Consider the following 15,755-nt stretch of genomic DNA (forward strand, 5'->3'; position numbering starts at 1 on the left):
CCTCAGAACGCGTCGATCCGGATCGCTTCGAGCTCGCTCCCGTCCTCGACGCTCCCCTGGCTCGCGGGCACCACCACGAGCACCTCTGCCTCGGCAAAACTCGTCACCGCGCCCGACGCCTGATTCGGCAGGATCCGCGCGCGCACCGGGCCCGTGCCCGGCTCGATCCGCGCGCGGACGAACTCTTCGCGGCCCGGCGTGCGCTCGTACGAGCCCACCACGACCACGCGCTCGCGACGCGGGAGTGGCGCCGGATCGCCTTGCAACGCGCGCACGAGCGGCGCGCCGAAGAGCAGCCAGGTGAGCGATGCGCTCGCGGGATTGCCGGGCAAACCGAGCACGTGCGTGTCGCCGGCACGACCCACGGCGATCGGCTTTCCCGGCTTGATGGCCACGCGCCAGAAATCGAGCGTCACGCCGGCCGCTTCGAACGCGGGCCGCATCACGTCACGATCCCCGACGCTCACGCCGCCGATCGTCACCACGAGATCACTTCCGCGCAGCGCCTCCACGACTGCCGCGCGCGCGACATCGAGGTCGTCCGGCACGTACGCACCCACGCGCGCGATCGCCCCGATCTGCCGCGCTGCAGCCGCCACGAACACACCGTTCGACTCGGCGATCGATCCGGGCTTCCCCGGCTCACCTGGCGATCGCAGCTCGTCGCCCGAGCACAGGATCGTCACCACGGGCCGCTGCGCGACGAGCACGAAAGGACGATCGAGCGCCGCCGCGAGAGCCGCGTGACCCGGCGTCATCCGCGTGCCCCGCGCGATCGCCACCGCGCCTTCCGCGAGATCGGATCCACGCCGCCGGATCCACGCGCCCGCGCGCGGCGCCTCGCGGATCACGATCACGTCGCCGCGCCGCTCGACGTTCTCCTGCATGATCACGGTATCCGCGCCCTCGGGAAGCCGAGCGCCGGTGAAGATCCGGCACGCGGTCTTCGGAGCAAGCGCGGGCCTCTCGCCGCCTGCCGAGCTCTCGCCGACCACGGGCAACTCGAACGGCCCGCCTCCCTCGAGGTCCGCGGCGCGCACCGCGTAGCCATCCATCGAGCTGTGATCAAACGCAGGCATCGGCGCGCGCGCGACGAGGTCCTCCGCGAGCACGCGTCCGGCGGCCTGATCCACGCTCACGCGCTCCTTGCCCACGGGCTTCGCCGCGGCGAGCAGGCGCGCGAGAGCGTCGCGATACGAGAGCATCAGTGTTTCCTCCCGTGCTTGCCGTGAGGATGGCCGTGCGCGGCGTGTTTCCCGCCTCGCCCCGACGCCAGCGCGATCGCGTGCGCCAACGTCGGCGCGAGCAGCGCATCGACCGCGAGCTCGACGGCGCTCGGGCTGCCCGGCAGCGCCGCGATCACCTTGCCTCGCACCACGCCGGCGATCGCGCGCGAGAGGATCGCGCGGGGCCCGATCTGATCCCACGAGAGCCTGCGGAACGCCTCGCCGAAGCCGTCGATCGTCTTGTCGAGCATGGGCTCGATCACCTCGATCGTTCGGTCCCGCGGCGCGATCCCCGTCCCGCCTGTCAGCACGATCGCGTCGGCCGTGTCCGCGTCGCAGACGTAGTGGATCGCCTCGCGAAGCTCGTCCCGCTCCTCGCGCAGGATCGCGTGCGACACGACGGTAAAACCCGCCGCCCGCAGGCGATCGACGAGCACGCGGCCGCCCACGTCGTCGCTCGGCGTGCGCGTGTCGCTGAGGGTGAAGGTGGCGACCTTGAAGACCTCGGGACTTTCGTTGGTTCTCATAAATTCAACGACTTTTCGGCTCGATGACGACCGAGCGGTGCGGCATCGTGAGCGCCTCTTCCATCGGATCCGGATCGAAGTCGAAGTGCCGCTGCCGGAGCGGCCGCTCGGGAAACAGTAGGCGCAGGCGCACGTGTGGCGGCGCTGTCGGGGGCTCCTCGGGCGAAAAGAGCGTGCGCGCGATCTTCCCGCCTGGAAACGGCGAGATCACCGTGATGTCCGTCGCCCCGCGCGCCACGAGCGTGTCGATGAGCGTGTTGTCCGCGGCGCCTCCGTCGAGGTGCACGTCTCCGTCGAGCCGCGGCACGCGCGCGTACACGACCGGGATGAAACACGAGGCCACGAGCACGTCGTGCATGTCGCGACGCTCGTGGTTCGAGTGCACCACGAGCGCGTCCTTCCTCCCCGCGAAGAAGCGCCGCGCGTGCGTGGTCGCCACGAGCAGCTCGGTCTTCGTCCCGTAGAGCTTGTCCTCGGGCAAGAAGCGTTCGAGCGCGCCGCGCAGCACCGCGCTCATCCCGAACGGGCTCCGCTCGCTTTGCAGGTAGCGCCGCGACACGACGGGCGTCTTCGCCATCGAGCGCCAGAGGTCCGGGCCCACGGCCGCGAGACCCGCGACGAGCGCCGCGCCGGAGATGGATCCCGACGAGGCCCCCGCCACGAGATCGAAGCGCTCGCCCGCGGCCACGAGGCGCGAGAGCACGCCGAACTGGAACGCCGCCCGGCAGGCGCAGCCGGGCAAGGACAGCGCTCGCACGCCGAGGTCTTATCAGAGCCCGTGTTCGACGTCACCCTTCGCCGGGGCAGGGGCCTTCGGCGCGGAAGCGTGAGGCTCGCTGCGCGCGTCCATGGCGTCGGCGCGCGCGCTGCGCTACGCACGTCCGCGTGGCAGAGCCGCTGATCCCCTACATCTCGCTCCCCGAGATCCCGCTCGGTTTCCTGCTCGACGTCCCCGTCCTGGGCAAGCTCTTCGACCCGGCTCACCCGCCGTCGATCAAGCCGTTCGGCACGCTCGTCGCGCTCGGCGTCTACATCGGCTCGGTCATCACGATGCACCGTGCGAAGGAGCGCAACCTCGACACGAAGAAGATGAACGAGTTCATCTTCTGGGTCGTCGCCGCGGGGTTCGTCGGCGGACACGTCCTCGACGCGATCTTCTACCACCCGCAGCGCGTCGCTCGTGATCCGCTCTACCTGCTGATGCTCTGGGACGGCCTGTCGAGCTACGGCGGCTTCATCGGCGCGATCATCGGCTGCTTCGCGTACAAGTTCATCAAGCGCGAGAAGGTCCTCCCGTACGCGGACGTCGTCGTCGCGACCTTCCCGATCGCCTGGATCTTCGGCCGCGCCGGTTGCTCCGTCGTGCACGATCACCCGGGCCGCCTCTCCGACGCATGGTTCGCGGTTCGTTACCCGATGGGCAGCGGATGGGTCGGCCGCTACGACCTCGGCCTCTACGAGTTTTTCCTGACGATCCCGCTCGCGATCATCGTCACGATGCTCTGGCGTCGTGGCCCGCGGCCGCCGGGCTACTTCACCGGCGTTATCTGCATGGCGTATGCGCCCGTGCGCTTCGTGCTCGACTTCTTCCGCGAGGAAGAGGGCGCGAGCATGCTCGGCGGCGATCCGCGGTACGGCGGCCTGACGCCCGCGCAATGGGCCTGCTTCGGCCTCTTCGCAGTCGGCGCCTACTTCACGTTCGTGATCGCCAAGAACAAGGCGGTGCCCACGGATGGCGCGCCGCCCGCGGCGGGCAAGAAGAAGCGCAAGAAGAAGGCTCGCCCCGTGGAGAACACGGCTGCGGAAGAGGGCGGCGAGGGCAGCGAGAGCAGCGGCGCGGCGGGGCAGGAGAGCTAGAGGGCGGACAGCAGGTCGCTCGACGCGATCCACGCCGTCGTGGCTCGCGTCGAGCGTGGCTGTCGAGCGTCACTCCGCGTCGAAGAGCGCGGGCTCGGCTTCGACCTTCGGCTGGCTCTTGGCGCGGAAGTTACGCGGGAACCACGCGTCGGGCGCGCGTCGGATGTTGTGGCGATCGGCGAACTTCGTGAACAGGTCGAACCACTCGAGCCCGGGCAACTCGCTGATCTTCTGATCGACGCGTGCGATCGCCTTGCCGTCGAGGCCGTCGAAGAGGAAGCGGATCGTGTGAAGGACGTCTTCCTTGGAGCACATACCGTCGCCGACGGGGGTCCAGGCGAGCTTCAGCGCCGCGGAGACGATCTTCGCCGTCATCGGATCGCGCTGCAGGCGGCGCTTCGCGTGCTCGCGATAAAACGCGTAGTGGCGGAGCTCCTGCTTCATGATCCGCTGGCAGATCTTGTTCAGGATCGGGTGATCGATCCGCTCGATGAGCGCCTGGTAGGCGCTGTACGTCGTGAACTCCTGGATCGTGCCCCAGACCATGTGCACGCCGGGCCAGTGCGTCGGGAAGAGCTTGCCGAGCATGTTCTGCCCGAACTCGTCGATCCGCTCGCCGGGGCTGCGCGAGAGGAACATGTCACGCCGGTACGTCGGAGAAAGCGGCTCGCCCAGCGCTTCCATGAACCTGCGGAAGGCACGTCCGTGGAACTCCTCCTCGTACATCCACACGCAGAGGAAGGGCGCGATCTCCGGCTCCTCGTACACGGCGTTCGTGGACATGAGGGCCTTGGTGTAGAAGAACGTCGAGTTCTCCGTCAGCAGGAAATACCGCAGGCAACGGATCGCCTCGGGGGTCATCGGGTGCTTCGGGACCTCGGACCAGTCGATGTCCGAAAGGTCGACCCTGCCAGACGAATCCATCAAGCGCTCGATGTTGAAGTGCTCCGCCATCGCGTTTTGAACCTCGGGGAACGGGTCGTAACACGATTTACGTCCGACGACGCAAGCGGATCCTCCGTCCCGGTCGCCCGGGCGCCGAACGTCTCCCTACGCCTGTTTTTTTCGCTGCGTAAAGCCTTTCGCCGCCCTGATTTCAGCGACCGAACGGCGATGCGGGAAGGGCGAGACGGGAGGGGTCGGCGAGGCTGCGGAGGCGGGGGCTCGGGGGCTGCCGCGGAGGAATCGACGCGCTCGGGGACGAACGGGCCGAGAGAGGCTCCCTTGACGCGGGAAGTGGGCCATATATCGTGGGCTGTAGCTCGTCCCAGGAGGTACGGTCCTCGCCATCGTGATGCGAGACGCGCCTCTCAGGGAGAGTGTTCGAGGCAAGCAAGAGGGCGCGAGCCTCGAAGGCGAGGCGCTAGGATCGATGGTGCGCAGGTTTTTCGATGGCTGAAGATTCTCGTAAGTTGTTCGTAGCAGGACTGCCCGACTCCATTACCGAAGATGTTCTCCGCGGGCTCTTCGAGGCGACAGGAGGCAACGTCGTCGAGGTGAGCCTGCCGAAGGATCGCGCGACGGGTCGGCCGCGCGGTTTCGGGTTCGTGACGCTCGCGACGAGCGAAGAGGCGAACGCCGCTCGCGAGTCGCTGGACGGCTCGTTCCAGGGCGGCAAGTCGATCTCCGTGCGGCCCTTCCAGGCCGAGCCTCCGCGCCGTGAAGGCGGCGTGGGCGGCGGGCGCCCGATGGGCGGCGGCATGGGTGGTGGAGGTGGTGGCATGGGCGGTGGTGGGCCTGCTGCGGCAGCGCCCGACCGCACTCTCTACGTCGGCAACCTCCCGTACGACGCAAGCATCGAGGAGGTCGAGTCGATGATCACCTCGACCGGCGCAGGCCCCGTTGTGCGCGTGCACTTGCCGATGGACGCGGACGGACGCAAGCGCGGCTTCGGGTTCGTCACGATGGCGAGCGCCGAGGCGGCGAAGGGCGCGATCGAAGCGCTGCGCGGCGTGGACGTGCGTGGCCGTCGGCTCGTCGTCAACCTCGCGCATCCCAAGGGCGAACGTCCGGCTGGCGCGGAGCGTTCCGGCGGCGGCGGCGGTTACGCCGGCGGCGGCGGCGGCGGTTATGGCGGCGGCGGCGGTTATGGCGGCGGCGGTTATGGCGGCGGCGGTGGTGGTGGGTCGAGCGGTTACGCCCCCGCGCCTCCTCCGCCTCCACAACGCAAGACGTTTGACGATCGTCGTCGTCGTGGCGGCGGCGGCGGTGGCCACGACGGGGACGGCCCTGGGGGTGGCGGCGGACGTCGCAACAACAAGAACTGGGGCCGCGACGACGACTGGAGGGACGGCGGAAAAGACGACGAGTGATCGGGCTCGGCGAGCGCCCGAGCGTCGGCTCGGGCTCGCCCGTCACGGCTCGTTTGCGATCTTTGCCCAAGGTCGTGCTCGCCGACGTTGACAGCGGCGGGAAATTCCGTAGGTTACCGCCCTCCTTTGCGCCCCCCGTCGTGGTGGGGTCGTGGAGGGCGGGTTTCGCGGCGCCTCACGCGAGCGTGCCCGTGACCGAGCCGGCGCGAAACCGGTGAGTTTCAGGAGACAGCCATGCGCGACATCATCAAGCTGACGTGCGGCAATTGCAGCCGGGCGAACTACCACACGACGAAGAACAAGCGGACGATGTCGGACAAGTTCGTCATCAAGAAGTTCTGTCCGGTGTGCCGCAAGCACTACGAGCACAAGGAAGGCAAGATCTCGAAGGGCTGATCGGCCTTTCTCGGGATCTGCCTGTGCACGTGGGAATGTGATTGACGGGTGGATCCATGGCATGGCCATGGGTTCGCCCGTGCTTGCTGCTGAACGGGTGTGCCCGACCTGAGCAGGCGCTCTCGTTGCGACCACCTACCATGGATGATAGGACCGCCGTCTGCCCGTGCGGCATGGATGCACGTCTCGGGCGGACCGGACCCCAAGCTTCGAAGGCGATGCGATGATCTTCGACTGGCTCTACGGCCTGTTCTCGAACGATCTCGCGATCGATCTCGGCACCGCCACGACGCTCATCTACGTGAAGGGCAAGGGCATCGTCTCTTGCGAGCCTTCCGTGGTGGCCGTGCAGCGCGACAACCGCGGCGGCAAGAAGGTGCTCGCGGTCGGCCGTGAGGCGAAGGAAATGCTCGGGCGCACACCCGGGAACATCCAAGCCGTGAGGCCGCTGCGCGACGGCGTCATCGCCGATTTCGAGATCACCGAGGCGATGCTGCGTTACTTCATCGCCCGCGCGCACAACCGCCGCACGCTCGTCAAGCCGCGCATCATCATCTGCGTGCCCTTCGGCATCACCGAGGTCGAGAAACGCGCGGTGAAAGAGAGCGCGGAGGGCGCGGGCGCGCGCGAGGTGTACCTCATCGAGGAGCCCATGGCGGCGGCCATCGGCGCCGGCCTTCCGATCACCGAGCCCTCGGGCAACATGGTGGTCGACATCGGCGGCGGCACGACGGAGGTCGCGGTCATCTCCCTGGCCGGCATCGTCTACTCGCAGAGCGTGCGCGTCGGCGGCGACAAGATGGACGAGTCCATCATGGCGTACATGAAGCGCAAGTACAACATGGCCATCGGCGAGCAGACGGCTGAGCGGATCAAGATCACGATCGGCAACGCGTATCCGCTCGAGCAGCAGCTCACGATGGAGGTCAAAGGGCGCGACATGGTCGCGGGCATCCCGAAGACCGTGGTCGTGAACTCGGACGAGATCCGCGAATCGCTTGCAGAACCAACGAATGCGATCGTCGACGCCGTGCTCGTCGCGCTGGAGCGCACGCCCCCCGAGCTCGCGGCGGACATCGTGGACAAGGGGATTGTCCTCACCGGCGGCGGTTCCCTCCTGAAAAATCTCGACGTGCTGCTTCGCGAAGAGACGGGTCTGCCGGTGATGGTCTGTGACGATCCGATCAGCGCCGTCGTTCTCGGCAGCGGAAAAGCGCTCGATCACCTCGAGCTCCTGAAAGAAGTCACGATCAGCTGACCGGAGCGCGTGTGCAGGTAGCGTCCGCGCGTCTCTCGTGGCATCGAGGGAAGAGCGGGGACCTCCCGCGCGTTGCCTGATGCCGCCTTCCCGGCGGCAGCGCCGCCCGAAGCATGAACTTCAAGCGTTACCGCGACCTGGCCATCGTCCTGCTCGCCCTGGCGGTGCCGTTCTGGTTCCTCCGGGCCAGCATGCGTGATCCGGGCAAGGTCACGGGCGCCGACAAGGTGATCGTCCGGATCGCGACGCCCCTCCAGTACGCTGCGGCGACGCTGGCGCGCGGGCTCTCGAACATTTGGGGCGACTACATCTACTTGGTCGACGTCAAGGAGGACAACGCGCGGATCGCCTCGCAGAACGCGCGTCTCCGCGAGCGCGTGAGCAAGCTCGAAGCGCTCGAGGAGGAGAACCGAAGGCTCCGGCGTCTGCTCGATCTGCGCACGAGCGTCCGCACCGACGTCGTGAGCGCGCAGGTTGTCGGGAAAAACACGAACGAGTTTTTCCGCGTCGCGCGCGTGGCCCTCGATCGCGAGTCGCGCGACGTGCAGCCGAACCTGCCCGTGATCTCGCCCGACGGCGTCGTGGGCACGACGCTCAAGGTCTCGGGCGACACGATCGACGTGCGGCTCGTCGTCGACGCAGGCAGCGGCGTCGACGTGGTCGTGCAGCGGACCGGCGCGCGTGGGTTCGTCCGCGGGACGGGCGACGAGACGAAGTACCTCTGCAGCGTGGAGTACGTGCAGCGCACCGACGAGGTGGAGGTCGGCGATCTGCTCGTCACGAGCGGCGTCGGGAAGCGGTATCCGAAGGGCATCCCGGTCGGCAAGGTGACGCAGGTCGTGAAGCGGGACTTCGGCATCTACCAGCAGGTTTACGCGACACCTGCCGTGGATTTCTCGCGGCTCGAGGAGGTGCTGATCGTCACCTCCGCGCCCCCGGAGGAGGCCCAGCCGGCACCCTCGGCGTCTGGCTCGTCCACGCCGCGGCGGTAAGGTCGGGAGGAGGAGAGAGGACGATGCGAAACACCGCATTTCTCGCTGTCGGCGTCGCCCTTCTCATCATCCAGTCGAACCTCTACCGGCTGATCGGGCGGCTGCAGATCGCGGGGATCACGCCGAGCCTGCTCCTGCCGCTCGTGGTGTTCATGGGCGTGCACGAGTACTCGATCGCGCGCGGCGCGGCGCTCGCGTTCTTGCTCGGCTACCTGCTCGATCTGTTCTCGGCCGCGCCCATCGGCCTGTTCACCTTCATCACGGTCGCCACGTTCGTCGTCGCGCGCGCCGCGGGCGTGCGGCTCGCCGCGCAGACGCTCCTCACGAAGGTCGCGCTCGCCTTCGCCTTCGCGCTGCTCGAAGGCGTGCTCATCGTGGTGCTCACGGCGATCTTCGGGACCGACACGGCGAGGCCGCGCGCACTCGCGACGCTCGTCGCGCCGCACGCGATCGGGACGGCGATCTTCGCGCCGCTCGTCTTCAGCCTCGCCGAGCGCGTGCATCAGGCGACCATCAACGTGCCGAGGCCCGGAGAAGGAGGGCAGCGATGAGCCTCGTCGTTCAGCGCTCCGACGTCAGCGAGTTCAGGCGCCGCTTCCGCTGGATCGCGCTCGCGATGGCGGTGCTCCAGCTCATCCTGATCGGGCGCCTGTTCCAGCTCCAGATCATCGAGGGCGACGACAACAAAGCGATCGCCCGCGAGAACATCGTCCGTCGCATCACGCTCGCGACGACGCGCGGGCTCATCCGCGATCGGGGCGGCAAGATCCTCGCGGCGAGCCGGCCCTCGTACAACCTGTACGTCGTCCCCGAGAAGATGGACATGCAGGGGGTATGGCCGAAGCTCGTCGAGTACCTCGGCGTCGGCGTGGACGAGCGCGCGCGGCTCGAAGCGCTGCTTACCACGATCCGCGCGAACGACGGCCCTCGGAAGAGCCAGCAGATCCTCCTCAAGGAGGACATCTCGCGTGACGCCGTGGCCACGCTGCGCACGCACGACGCCGAGCTGCCCTTCGTGGACGTCGTGCCTGTGCCGGTCCGCTACTACCCGTACGAAGAGGTCGGCGCGCACGCGCTCGGTTACATGGTCGAGGTCGACGCGGAGAAGCTGAACCAGCTCCGCAGCGCGGGCTACGTCGAGGGTGATCGCGTCGGCGCGACGGGCATCGAGCGCGCGTGGGAGAGCTACCTGCGCGGTTCGCGTGGCTGGGAGAAGGTGCTCGTCGACGCGAAGGGCCGGCGCAGGCCCGGCGGCGAAGGGATCATCGAGGAGCCGCGGCGCGTCGATCCGATCCCGGGCCGCGATCTCCGACTCACGCTCGACGCCGATATCCAGCGCGCGATCGACAAGGCGATGCGCGGCGAGCTCGCGGGCGGCGTCGCGCTGATCGACGTGCGCACGGGCCGCATCATCGGCCTCTACTCGAAGCCGAGCTACGACCCGAACGCGCTCTCGGGCGGATCGGGCAAGCAGGTCATCCGCGACGCGTTCCGCAGGCTCTACTCGGATCCGCTCAAGCCCGCGCTCGACAAGACGATCTCGGGCGCGTATCCGCCGGGCTCGACGTTCAAGCCGTTCACGGCGCTCGCGGCGCTGGAGAAGGGGCTCATCGATCCGCGCCAGGCGACGAACTGCCGCGGCGCGCTCACCTTCGGCAAGCGCACGTTCCGCTGCACGCACGTCCACGGGCCGGTGGATCTCCACCAGGGGATCGCGGAGTCGTGCAACGTCTACTTCTACCGCCTCGCGGCCGAGCTCGGCGTGGGCATGGACGTCATCGCCGAGATGGGCCAGCGCTTCGGCCTCGGCGCGAGGACGGGTCTCGGCGTGAACGCGGAGGCAGCCGGGCGCATGCCGACGCGCGCCTGGATGACCTTGCGCAACAAGGGCCAGTTCCGACTCGGCTTTGGCCTGAACGCCGCCATCGGCCAGGGCGCGACGACCGTGACCGTCCTGCAGCTCGCGCTCGCGTACGCGGCGCTCGCGAACGGCGGCACGCTCTACCAGCCGCAGATCGTGCGCGCAGTAGAGACGAGCGCGGGCACGGTGGTGCAGGAGTTCGCGCCGCGCGTGCGGCGGCAGATCGACGTGAGCCCCGAGAACCTCTCGCTCGTGCAGAAGGCGCTCTACGCGGGCGTGAACTCCGAGGAGGGCACCGCCTTCAAGGCGCGCGTGCTCGGCGTGGACATGGCAGGCAAGACGGGCACCGCGCAGGTCTCGCACAAGCTCGCGCGTGGCGCCGAGGCCGAACGCGTCTGGTACTTCAACCGCGAGCACGCGTGGTTCGCGGGCTACTCGCCGTCACGCGCGCCCGAGGTCGCAGTCGTGGTCCTCGTCGAGCACGGCGGCGCCGGCGGCAAGCACGCCGCGCCCGTCGCCTTCGAGGTCGTCCGCGCCTACAACGAGCTCGCACGCGAGCGCGGCCCGCGCGCCGGCGTGAACAACGCGGGCAACGCGCGAACGCAGCCGAAACCCGATCGAGGAGGCTCCCCGTGATCCGCGGCGACGTTTCGCCCCGCGCGAGGGATCACTTCGACTGGCCGCTCTTCATCGCGGCGGCCCTCATCGCCGTGCTCGGCGTGGTCAACCTCTACAGCGCGACCAGCGTCTACCAGGGTGTGCGCGCCGAGCTCTACATCAGCCAGATCTACTGGCTCGTGCTCGGCGGCATCCTCGGCGGGATCCTCGTCGCCATCGACTATCGCCACCTCGAGCGCCTCGGCTACGCCATCTACACCTTCGGCGTCTTCTCGCTCGTCCTGGTCTTCATCTTCGCGAAGGACTTGCGAGGCTCCAAGCGCTGGATCGAATTCGGCTCCTTCCGCTTCCAGCCGAGCGAGTTCATGAAGGTCTTCCTCGTCATCGCACTGGCGAAATTCCTTCACGACGATCCACGCAGCGAAGGACGCACGCTGAAGGATCTCCTCGTTCCCGCGCTGCTCACGGGCGTGCCCGCGCTGCTGATCCTGAAGCAGCCCGATCTCGGCACCGCCTCGATCCACGTCCTCGTCTTCCTGATGATCGCCGCGCTCACGCGGGTCCGGTGGAAGAGCGTGCTCACGTTCATCGTGACCGTCGCCTGCGCTCTCCCCATCATCTGGAACTACGTTCTGCTCGACTACCAGAAGGCGCGCGTCACCGTCTTCTTGAAGCCCGAGGACGACATCCTCAAGACCGGCTGGCACGCGCATCACTCGCGCGTGGCCATCGGCAACGGCGGGCTTTTCGGCAACGGGTACATGAAGGGCACGCAGAACCAGTTCAACTTCCTGCCCGATCAGTTCTCGGACTTCCCGTTCCCAGTCTTCGCAGAGGAGTGGGGCTTCGCCGGTAGCGTGCTGCTTGTGCTGCTCTACGGCTTCCTCTGCCTGTGGTCGATTCGCATCGCCTCGCTCGCCAAGGATCGCTTCGGCGCCGTGCTCGGCGTCGGCTGCGGCGCAATCCTCTTCTGGCACGCGTTCATCAACGCAGGGATGGTCTGCGGCATCCTCCCCGTCGTCGGCGTGACGTTGCCGCTCTTCTCCTACGGTGGCTCCAGCGTGACCACGATGCTCATGTGCGTCGCGCTGCTCATGAACGTGTCGATGCGTCGCTACTCGGTCGTTCCCGCGCCTGATCGCCTTTGAGAGGGCGATTGGCAGCGTAGCGCCGGGGTTTCACCCCGGACCCGACGAGGGGCTGTCCGCCCCTCGACCCGGACCAGGGCAAGCCCTGGACGTTTGGTGCATCGACCGCGATGCGGTCGATGCACGCGATGCACCGCTGATGGTCGAACGCCGTCTGCGCAGAGCACTCAGCGGATCGAGCTGCGCGCGAGCCGCGCGTCGATCGCGAAGGCGTAGACCGCGAGCGCGTCGCGCGCGGTCATCTTCACGCCCCCGCGCGCCGCACGCACGGTCGAGCGGAAGGACAGGTAGCGGCGTCCATCGAGCCCGAGCATGAGCGGCACCGTGGAGGGATCCCGCGGCGCATCCGAGGCGCCGAACAAGCTCGCAGCGCTCGCGAGCTGGCGCGCCACGAGTCCATCACACTGCTCAATCGCCTCGGCGTAGCGGCCGTTCGCGATCGACGCTTCGACGTTGTGGATGAGCGCGTGATCGCCATCGGACCAGAGCTCCGCGAACGAAAGCCCCGCGCCTCGCAGCCCCTCGGCGTGCACGCCTGCTTCGGTCTTCGATCCGATGTTCAAGCCCGCGTGGTTCGAACCCGGCGCCGAAGCCGGTGCCTGCGGGACGAGCGGCGCGAACGGTTTCGGTGGCGGGAAGACCGAGCCACGCGTCCGACTGCGCACCGACTCGGGCGCGCGCGGCCGGCCCGCCGTCGGCGGCGGATGCACGGACGGCGGCGGCGGTGGCCGCACGGACTCGGTCTTCGGCAGGATCGGCGCCTCGGCGGGCGGCGCGATCGCGAGCTGCGCGCTCGACGGCGTCGGCTCTTCCTGCGCCTCGGGGAAGCTCGTGACGGGCAGGGGAGGCGGGCGAATCGCAGCGCTCTTCAGCTCCTCCGGTTCCTCGATGCCCGTGTCGGGCGGCACGCTGCCCCAGGCGCGGCTCGGGGCGACGCGGTTGACCATCGCGGCGCTCACGGGCGGACGATCGCTGCGCGAAGCATCACGCAGCGCTGCGGCGAGCCCTTCCTCGGCCGGATCGTAGGCCTCTGCGGCCGCGGCACGCACCGACTCGGGGATCTGCGACTCGAACGACGCGAGCACGACCTGCGTGATTCGCTCCAGCGTCTCGTACACGCCCATGCCCGTCTTCGCCGACGCGGGCAGGGACGGCGCGCGGAAGCGGTTCAGCATCCGATCGAGCTCCTCCATCGGGAGCACGTCGGGCAGGTCGCGCTTGTTGTGCTGGAAGACGATGGGCATGTCCGCGACGTTCCGGCCCTGATCGGCGAGGTTGTCGCGCAGGTTGTCGAAGCTCTCGAGGTTCGCGTCGGCGCGCGCGATCTGCGAGTCGCTCACGAACACGATGCCGTCGGAGCCCGTGAGCACGAGCTTGCGGGTCGCGTTGAAGTAGACCTGGCCCGGGACGGTGAAGAGTTGCAGCCGCACGTTCATGCCGCGGATCGGCGGCAAGCGCATCGGCAGGAAGTCGAAGTAGAGCGTACGGTCGACGGGCGTCGCGAGCGAGACGAGCTTGCCGCGGTGCTCGGGCTTGGCCGTCGCGTGGATGTACTCGAGCGTGGTCGTCTTCCCGCCGAGCCCCGGGCCGTAATAGACGATCTTGAAGACGAGCTCCCGCGAGAGCGGGTTCACCGACGCCATACGCGAGGCGACGATAGCATCATGGCCACCCGCCGCGTCGAATAAGCCGCAGGATCGAGGCGCTTGCGAGGGGTCGGGACGAACGAAGGGCGGAGAGAGTCGGGATGATCGCGGGGTGAGGCGCGCGAGCTAGCGAACGCCCACGAGGGGACGCGGCACGGCGTCGCCGATGGCCTCGGCCACCGAGAGGGAGAGGGCGACCGTGCCCTTCTTGCCCTGGAAGTAATCGAGGCGGAGCTGGTGGCGGCCGGCCTTGAGGGCCGTCTGCGCCGTGGCTTCCTGAGGCATGTGCACGCCGTCGTTGTCGATGACCTTCGCGCCGTCGATGTAGAGGATCGCGCCGTCGTCGGAGACGAGCTTGAAGAGGTAGGTAGCGTCCTTGGAGATGTCGAACGGGCCTTCGTAGCGGATCCCGAACCACTCTTCCTGGGCGAGGGCGCCGGGGAAGCCGCCCGAGAACTCCTGGCGCTGGACGATGAAGCTGTCGGTGAGCAGCGTTGCGAAGGGGACCATCTTGGAGAAGTCCGGCATCTTCGTCGTCGTGTTGGGGATCACGTACGCGTAGCCCTTGAAGGCGCCGATCGAGCCGTTGCCGAAGGCGATGCGGCCGTTGATGCGCGGCGGCTCGACGGCGGGCTTGGTGGTCCCGGTCTGGGTCGGCGTCGTGGTGGTGGGCCGCTGCGCGTTCGTCGGGCGGGGCATGCCGCGGGACGGCTGCCGCGCCGGCTGCGCTTGCTGCTGCTGGTTCGACGGGGGACGGTTGTTGACGTAGACCGTGCAGCCGCCAAGGGCGACCGCGGAGGCGAGAAGGGCGAGCCGAAGCGAGCTGTGCGACATGGCGTCTCCTGGGGAAGAAATCGATACGAGGCGGTAGACGGTCGGAGACGATTTTGCAATCACCGCTTCGTCTGGAAATCGACTTGCCCGGTCTCCGCCCCACGCCAGGACGAACGCTGCCGGCTCTGATCGAGCTCGCGCCACGTCGGAGAGAGCTGCGCCAGGACGAGCGAAGCCACACACGTGAGCAGGCCGAGCACCGCGGCGACGTTCATCCCGAGGTCCGATTTCCCGTCCCGGCTGGAAACACGCACGGGCTTGGCAAAAATCACGCCGAGGAGGATGCCGGCGGCGAGGCCGCCCAGGTGGGCGATGTTGTTGATGACCACACCAACGTTGGCCTGGTTGACGGCGAAGCCGAACACCACGTTGAGGAGCACGGCCTGCAGGGCGAAACGCTTCCACTGCGGGTTTCGCTGTCGGTACAGCATCCCGAGCACGAGCCCCATGATTCCGAAGACGGCGCCGCTCGCGCCCGCCGTGAGCCCCCCGCCCGAGGGATCGAAGAACAACGTGTAGGCCATCGAGGCGACGAACCCGAAGACGCCCGTCACGACGTAGGTGAGGAGCAAGCGCGCCGGCCCCACGGCAGGCTCGGCGATCCGGCCGAGCCACGAGAGCACGAACATGTTGCCGAGCAGGTGCAGGGCGCCGAAATGCACGAATATCGCCGAGACGAGGCGCCACGGCTCCGCGAAGACGAGCAGCACGTGGAGCGCCCCGAACCGGAGGGTGTCGATCGGCGCCGGGCGAAGCAACGCCGAGAGCCCGTCCTCGGAGCCCCCAGCGCGGAGCGCGACGTAGATTTGCGCCGCGAAGACCAGGATCGTGAGTCCAAGCACGAGCTTCGAGGCGAGCAAGGCTTCCGGGTCGAGGCGCGCGCCGAAGCGATCGAGCGAGCGAGCGACGGTGGAGAGCGCCTGCCCGCAGCGCACGCAGCGATCGAAGCCCGCACCGTTCAGCGCGCCGCAGCGCGCACAGGGCACCGCCTTCGTCCGCGAGGAGTGAGCTTCTTCTGCCAAGTCGACGCTCCCTTGGTGGAAATTCCGGCCTTTCCCGCGAGAAAATCCGTTCGAGGCC

15 protein-coding genes are annotated in these 15,755 nt (G+C 68.3%); 8 read left to right on the plus strand and 7 right to left on the minus strand.

Features of this window, described 5'->3' with window-relative positions:
* Positions 1 to 2: 2 nt before the first annotated feature.
* The 3 genes from KEG38_RS31015 to KEG38_RS31025 are packed head-to-tail and all read right to left on the minus strand — an operon-like array spanning position 3 to position 2,510.
* A complete protein-coding gene (locus KEG38_RS31015; protein WP_272423542.1) occupies positions 3 to 1,205 on the minus strand; it encodes a molybdopterin molybdotransferase MoeA in 1,203 nt (400 codons plus the stop codon).
* On the minus strand, positions 1,205 to 1,753 hold the full coding sequence (locus KEG38_RS31020) for a MogA/MoaB family molybdenum cofactor biosynthesis protein (RefSeq protein WP_272423543.1): 549 nt from the start codon (positions 1,751 to 1,753) through the stop codon (positions 1,205 to 1,207). Before KEG38_RS31020 ends, KEG38_RS31015 begins: the two co-directional genes overlap by 1 nt.
* A gap of 4 nt (positions 1,754 to 1,757) precedes the next feature.
* On the minus strand, positions 1,758 to 2,510 hold the full coding sequence (locus KEG38_RS31025) for a patatin-like phospholipase family protein (RefSeq protein WP_272423544.1): 753 nt from the start codon (positions 2,508 to 2,510) through the stop codon (positions 1,758 to 1,760).
* A 128-nt stretch (positions 2,511 to 2,638) separates the two neighbouring features.
* Between KEG38_RS31025 and KEG38_RS31030 the strand changes: the two genes are divergently transcribed.
* Positions 2,639 to 3,610: a prolipoprotein diacylglyceryl transferase gene (locus tag KEG38_RS31030; protein WP_272423545.1), complete on the plus strand. Its 972-nt coding sequence runs from the start codon at positions 2,639 to 2,641 to the stop codon at positions 3,608 to 3,610.
* 69 nt (positions 3,611 to 3,679) lie between these two features.
* Here the strand turns inward: KEG38_RS31030 and KEG38_RS31035 are convergent, their stop codons facing one another.
* Positions 3,680 to 4,564 (minus strand): acyl-ACP desaturase, encoded by an 885-nt coding sequence (locus KEG38_RS31035; protein WP_272423546.1) that lies wholly within the window; start codon positions 4,562 to 4,564, stop codon positions 3,680 to 3,682.
* Between the two features lie 437 nt (positions 4,565 to 5,001).
* Between KEG38_RS31035 and KEG38_RS31040 the strand changes: the two genes are divergently transcribed.
* From KEG38_RS31040 to rodA, 7 genes are all read left to right on the plus strand, one after another.
* Positions 5,002 to 5,922: an RNA recognition motif domain-containing protein gene (locus tag KEG38_RS31040; protein WP_272423547.1), complete on the plus strand. Its 921-nt coding sequence runs from the start codon at positions 5,002 to 5,004 to the stop codon at positions 5,920 to 5,922.
* A 234-nt stretch (positions 5,923 to 6,156) separates the two neighbouring features.
* Positions 6,157 to 6,318, plus strand: a complete 162-nt coding sequence (gene rpmG / locus KEG38_RS31045) for a 50S ribosomal protein L33 (RefSeq protein WP_136930735.1) — start codon at positions 6,157 to 6,159, stop codon at positions 6,316 to 6,318.
* Between the two features lie 223 nt (positions 6,319 to 6,541).
* Positions 6,542 to 7,576 (plus strand): rod shape-determining protein, encoded by a 1,035-nt coding sequence (locus KEG38_RS31050; protein WP_136930736.1) that lies wholly within the window; start codon positions 6,542 to 6,544, stop codon positions 7,574 to 7,576.
* Positions 7,577 to 7,689: 113 nt separating this feature from the next.
* Positions 7,690 to 8,568 carry a rod shape-determining protein MreC gene (gene mreC / locus KEG38_RS31055; protein WP_272423548.1) on the plus strand — a complete coding sequence of 293 codons (879 nt, stop codon included), beginning with the start codon at positions 7,690 to 7,692 and terminating at the stop codon, positions 8,566 to 8,568.
* 23 nt (positions 8,569 to 8,591) lie between these two features.
* Positions 8,592 to 9,119 (plus strand): rod shape-determining protein MreD, encoded by a 528-nt coding sequence (locus KEG38_RS31060; RefSeq protein WP_272423549.1) that lies wholly within the window; start codon positions 8,592 to 8,594, stop codon positions 9,117 to 9,119.
* Positions 9,116 to 11,065 carry a penicillin-binding protein 2 gene (mrdA, locus tag KEG38_RS31065; RefSeq protein WP_272423550.1) on the plus strand — a complete coding sequence of 650 codons (1,950 nt, stop codon included), beginning with the start codon at positions 9,116 to 9,118 and terminating at the stop codon, positions 11,063 to 11,065. The genes KEG38_RS31060 and mrdA overlap by 4 nt, the downstream gene beginning before the upstream one ends.
* A complete protein-coding gene (rodA, locus tag KEG38_RS31070; RefSeq protein ID WP_272423551.1) occupies positions 11,062 to 12,195 on the plus strand; it encodes a rod shape-determining protein RodA in 1,134 nt (377 codons plus the stop codon). Before mrdA ends, rodA begins: the two co-directional genes overlap by 4 nt.
* A gap of 167 nt (positions 12,196 to 12,362) precedes the next feature.
* Here rodA and KEG38_RS31075 read toward each other — a convergent pair whose 3' ends face one another.
* The 3 genes from KEG38_RS31075 to KEG38_RS31085 form a co-directional block, all read right to left on the minus strand.
* A complete protein-coding gene (locus KEG38_RS31075) occupies positions 12,363 to 13,838 on the minus strand; it encodes a GTP-binding protein (RefSeq protein WP_272423552.1) in 1,476 nt (491 codons plus the stop codon).
* A gap of 129 nt (positions 13,839 to 13,967) precedes the next feature.
* Positions 13,968 to 14,675: a PA14 domain-containing protein gene (locus KEG38_RS31080; protein ID WP_272423553.1), complete on the minus strand. Its 708-nt coding sequence runs from the start codon at positions 14,673 to 14,675 to the stop codon at positions 13,968 to 13,970.
* A 59-nt stretch (positions 14,676 to 14,734) separates the two neighbouring features.
* Positions 14,735 to 15,697, minus strand: coding sequence for a rhomboid family intramembrane serine protease (locus KEG38_RS31085; RefSeq protein WP_272423554.1), 963 nt, complete (start codon positions 15,695 to 15,697; stop codon positions 14,735 to 14,737).
* Positions 15,698 to 15,755: the final 58 nt, after the last annotated feature.

It is taken from the genome of Polyangium jinanense (assembly GCF_028435265.1).
Classification (GTDB): Bacteria; Myxococcota_A; Polyangia; order Polyangiales; family Polyangiaceae; genus Polyangium; species Polyangium jinanense.

Coding starts and splice junctions, on each gene's coding strand:
- KEG38_RS31015 (WP_272423542.1), bottom strand. CDS start 1,205: ATGCTCTCGTATCGCGACGCTCTCGCGCGCCTGCTCGCCGCGGCGAAG.
- KEG38_RS31020 (WP_272423543.1), bottom strand. CDS start 1,753: ATGAGAACCAACGAAAGTCCCGAGGTCTTCAAGGTCGCCACCTTCACC.
- KEG38_RS31035 (WP_272423546.1), bottom strand. CDS start 4,564: ATGGCGGAGCACTTCAACATCGAGCGCTTGATGGATTCGTCTGGCAGG.
- KEG38_RS31040 (WP_272423547.1), top strand. CDS start 5,002: ATGGCTGAAGATTCTCGTAAGTTGTTCGTAGCAGGACTGCCCGACTCC.
- rpmG (WP_136930735.1), top strand. CDS start 6,157: ATGCGCGACATCATCAAGCTGACGTGCGGCAATTGCAGCCGGGCGAAC.
- KEG38_RS31050 (WP_136930736.1), top strand. CDS start 6,542: ATGATCTTCGACTGGCTCTACGGCCTGTTCTCGAACGATCTCGCGATC.
- mreC (WP_272423548.1), top strand. CDS start 7,690: ATGAACTTCAAGCGTTACCGCGACCTGGCCATCGTCCTGCTCGCCCTG.
- KEG38_RS31060 (WP_272423549.1), top strand. CDS start 8,592: ATGCGAAACACCGCATTTCTCGCTGTCGGCGTCGCCCTTCTCATCATC.
- mrdA (WP_272423550.1), top strand. CDS start 9,116: ATGAGCCTCGTCGTTCAGCGCTCCGACGTCAGCGAGTTCAGGCGCCGC.
- KEG38_RS31075 (WP_272423552.1), bottom strand. CDS start 13,838: ATGGCGTCGGTGAACCCGCTCTCGCGGGAGCTCGTCTTCAAGATCGTC.
- KEG38_RS31080 (WP_272423553.1), bottom strand. CDS start 14,675: ATGTCGCACAGCTCGCTTCGGCTCGCCCTTCTCGCCTCCGCGGTCGCC.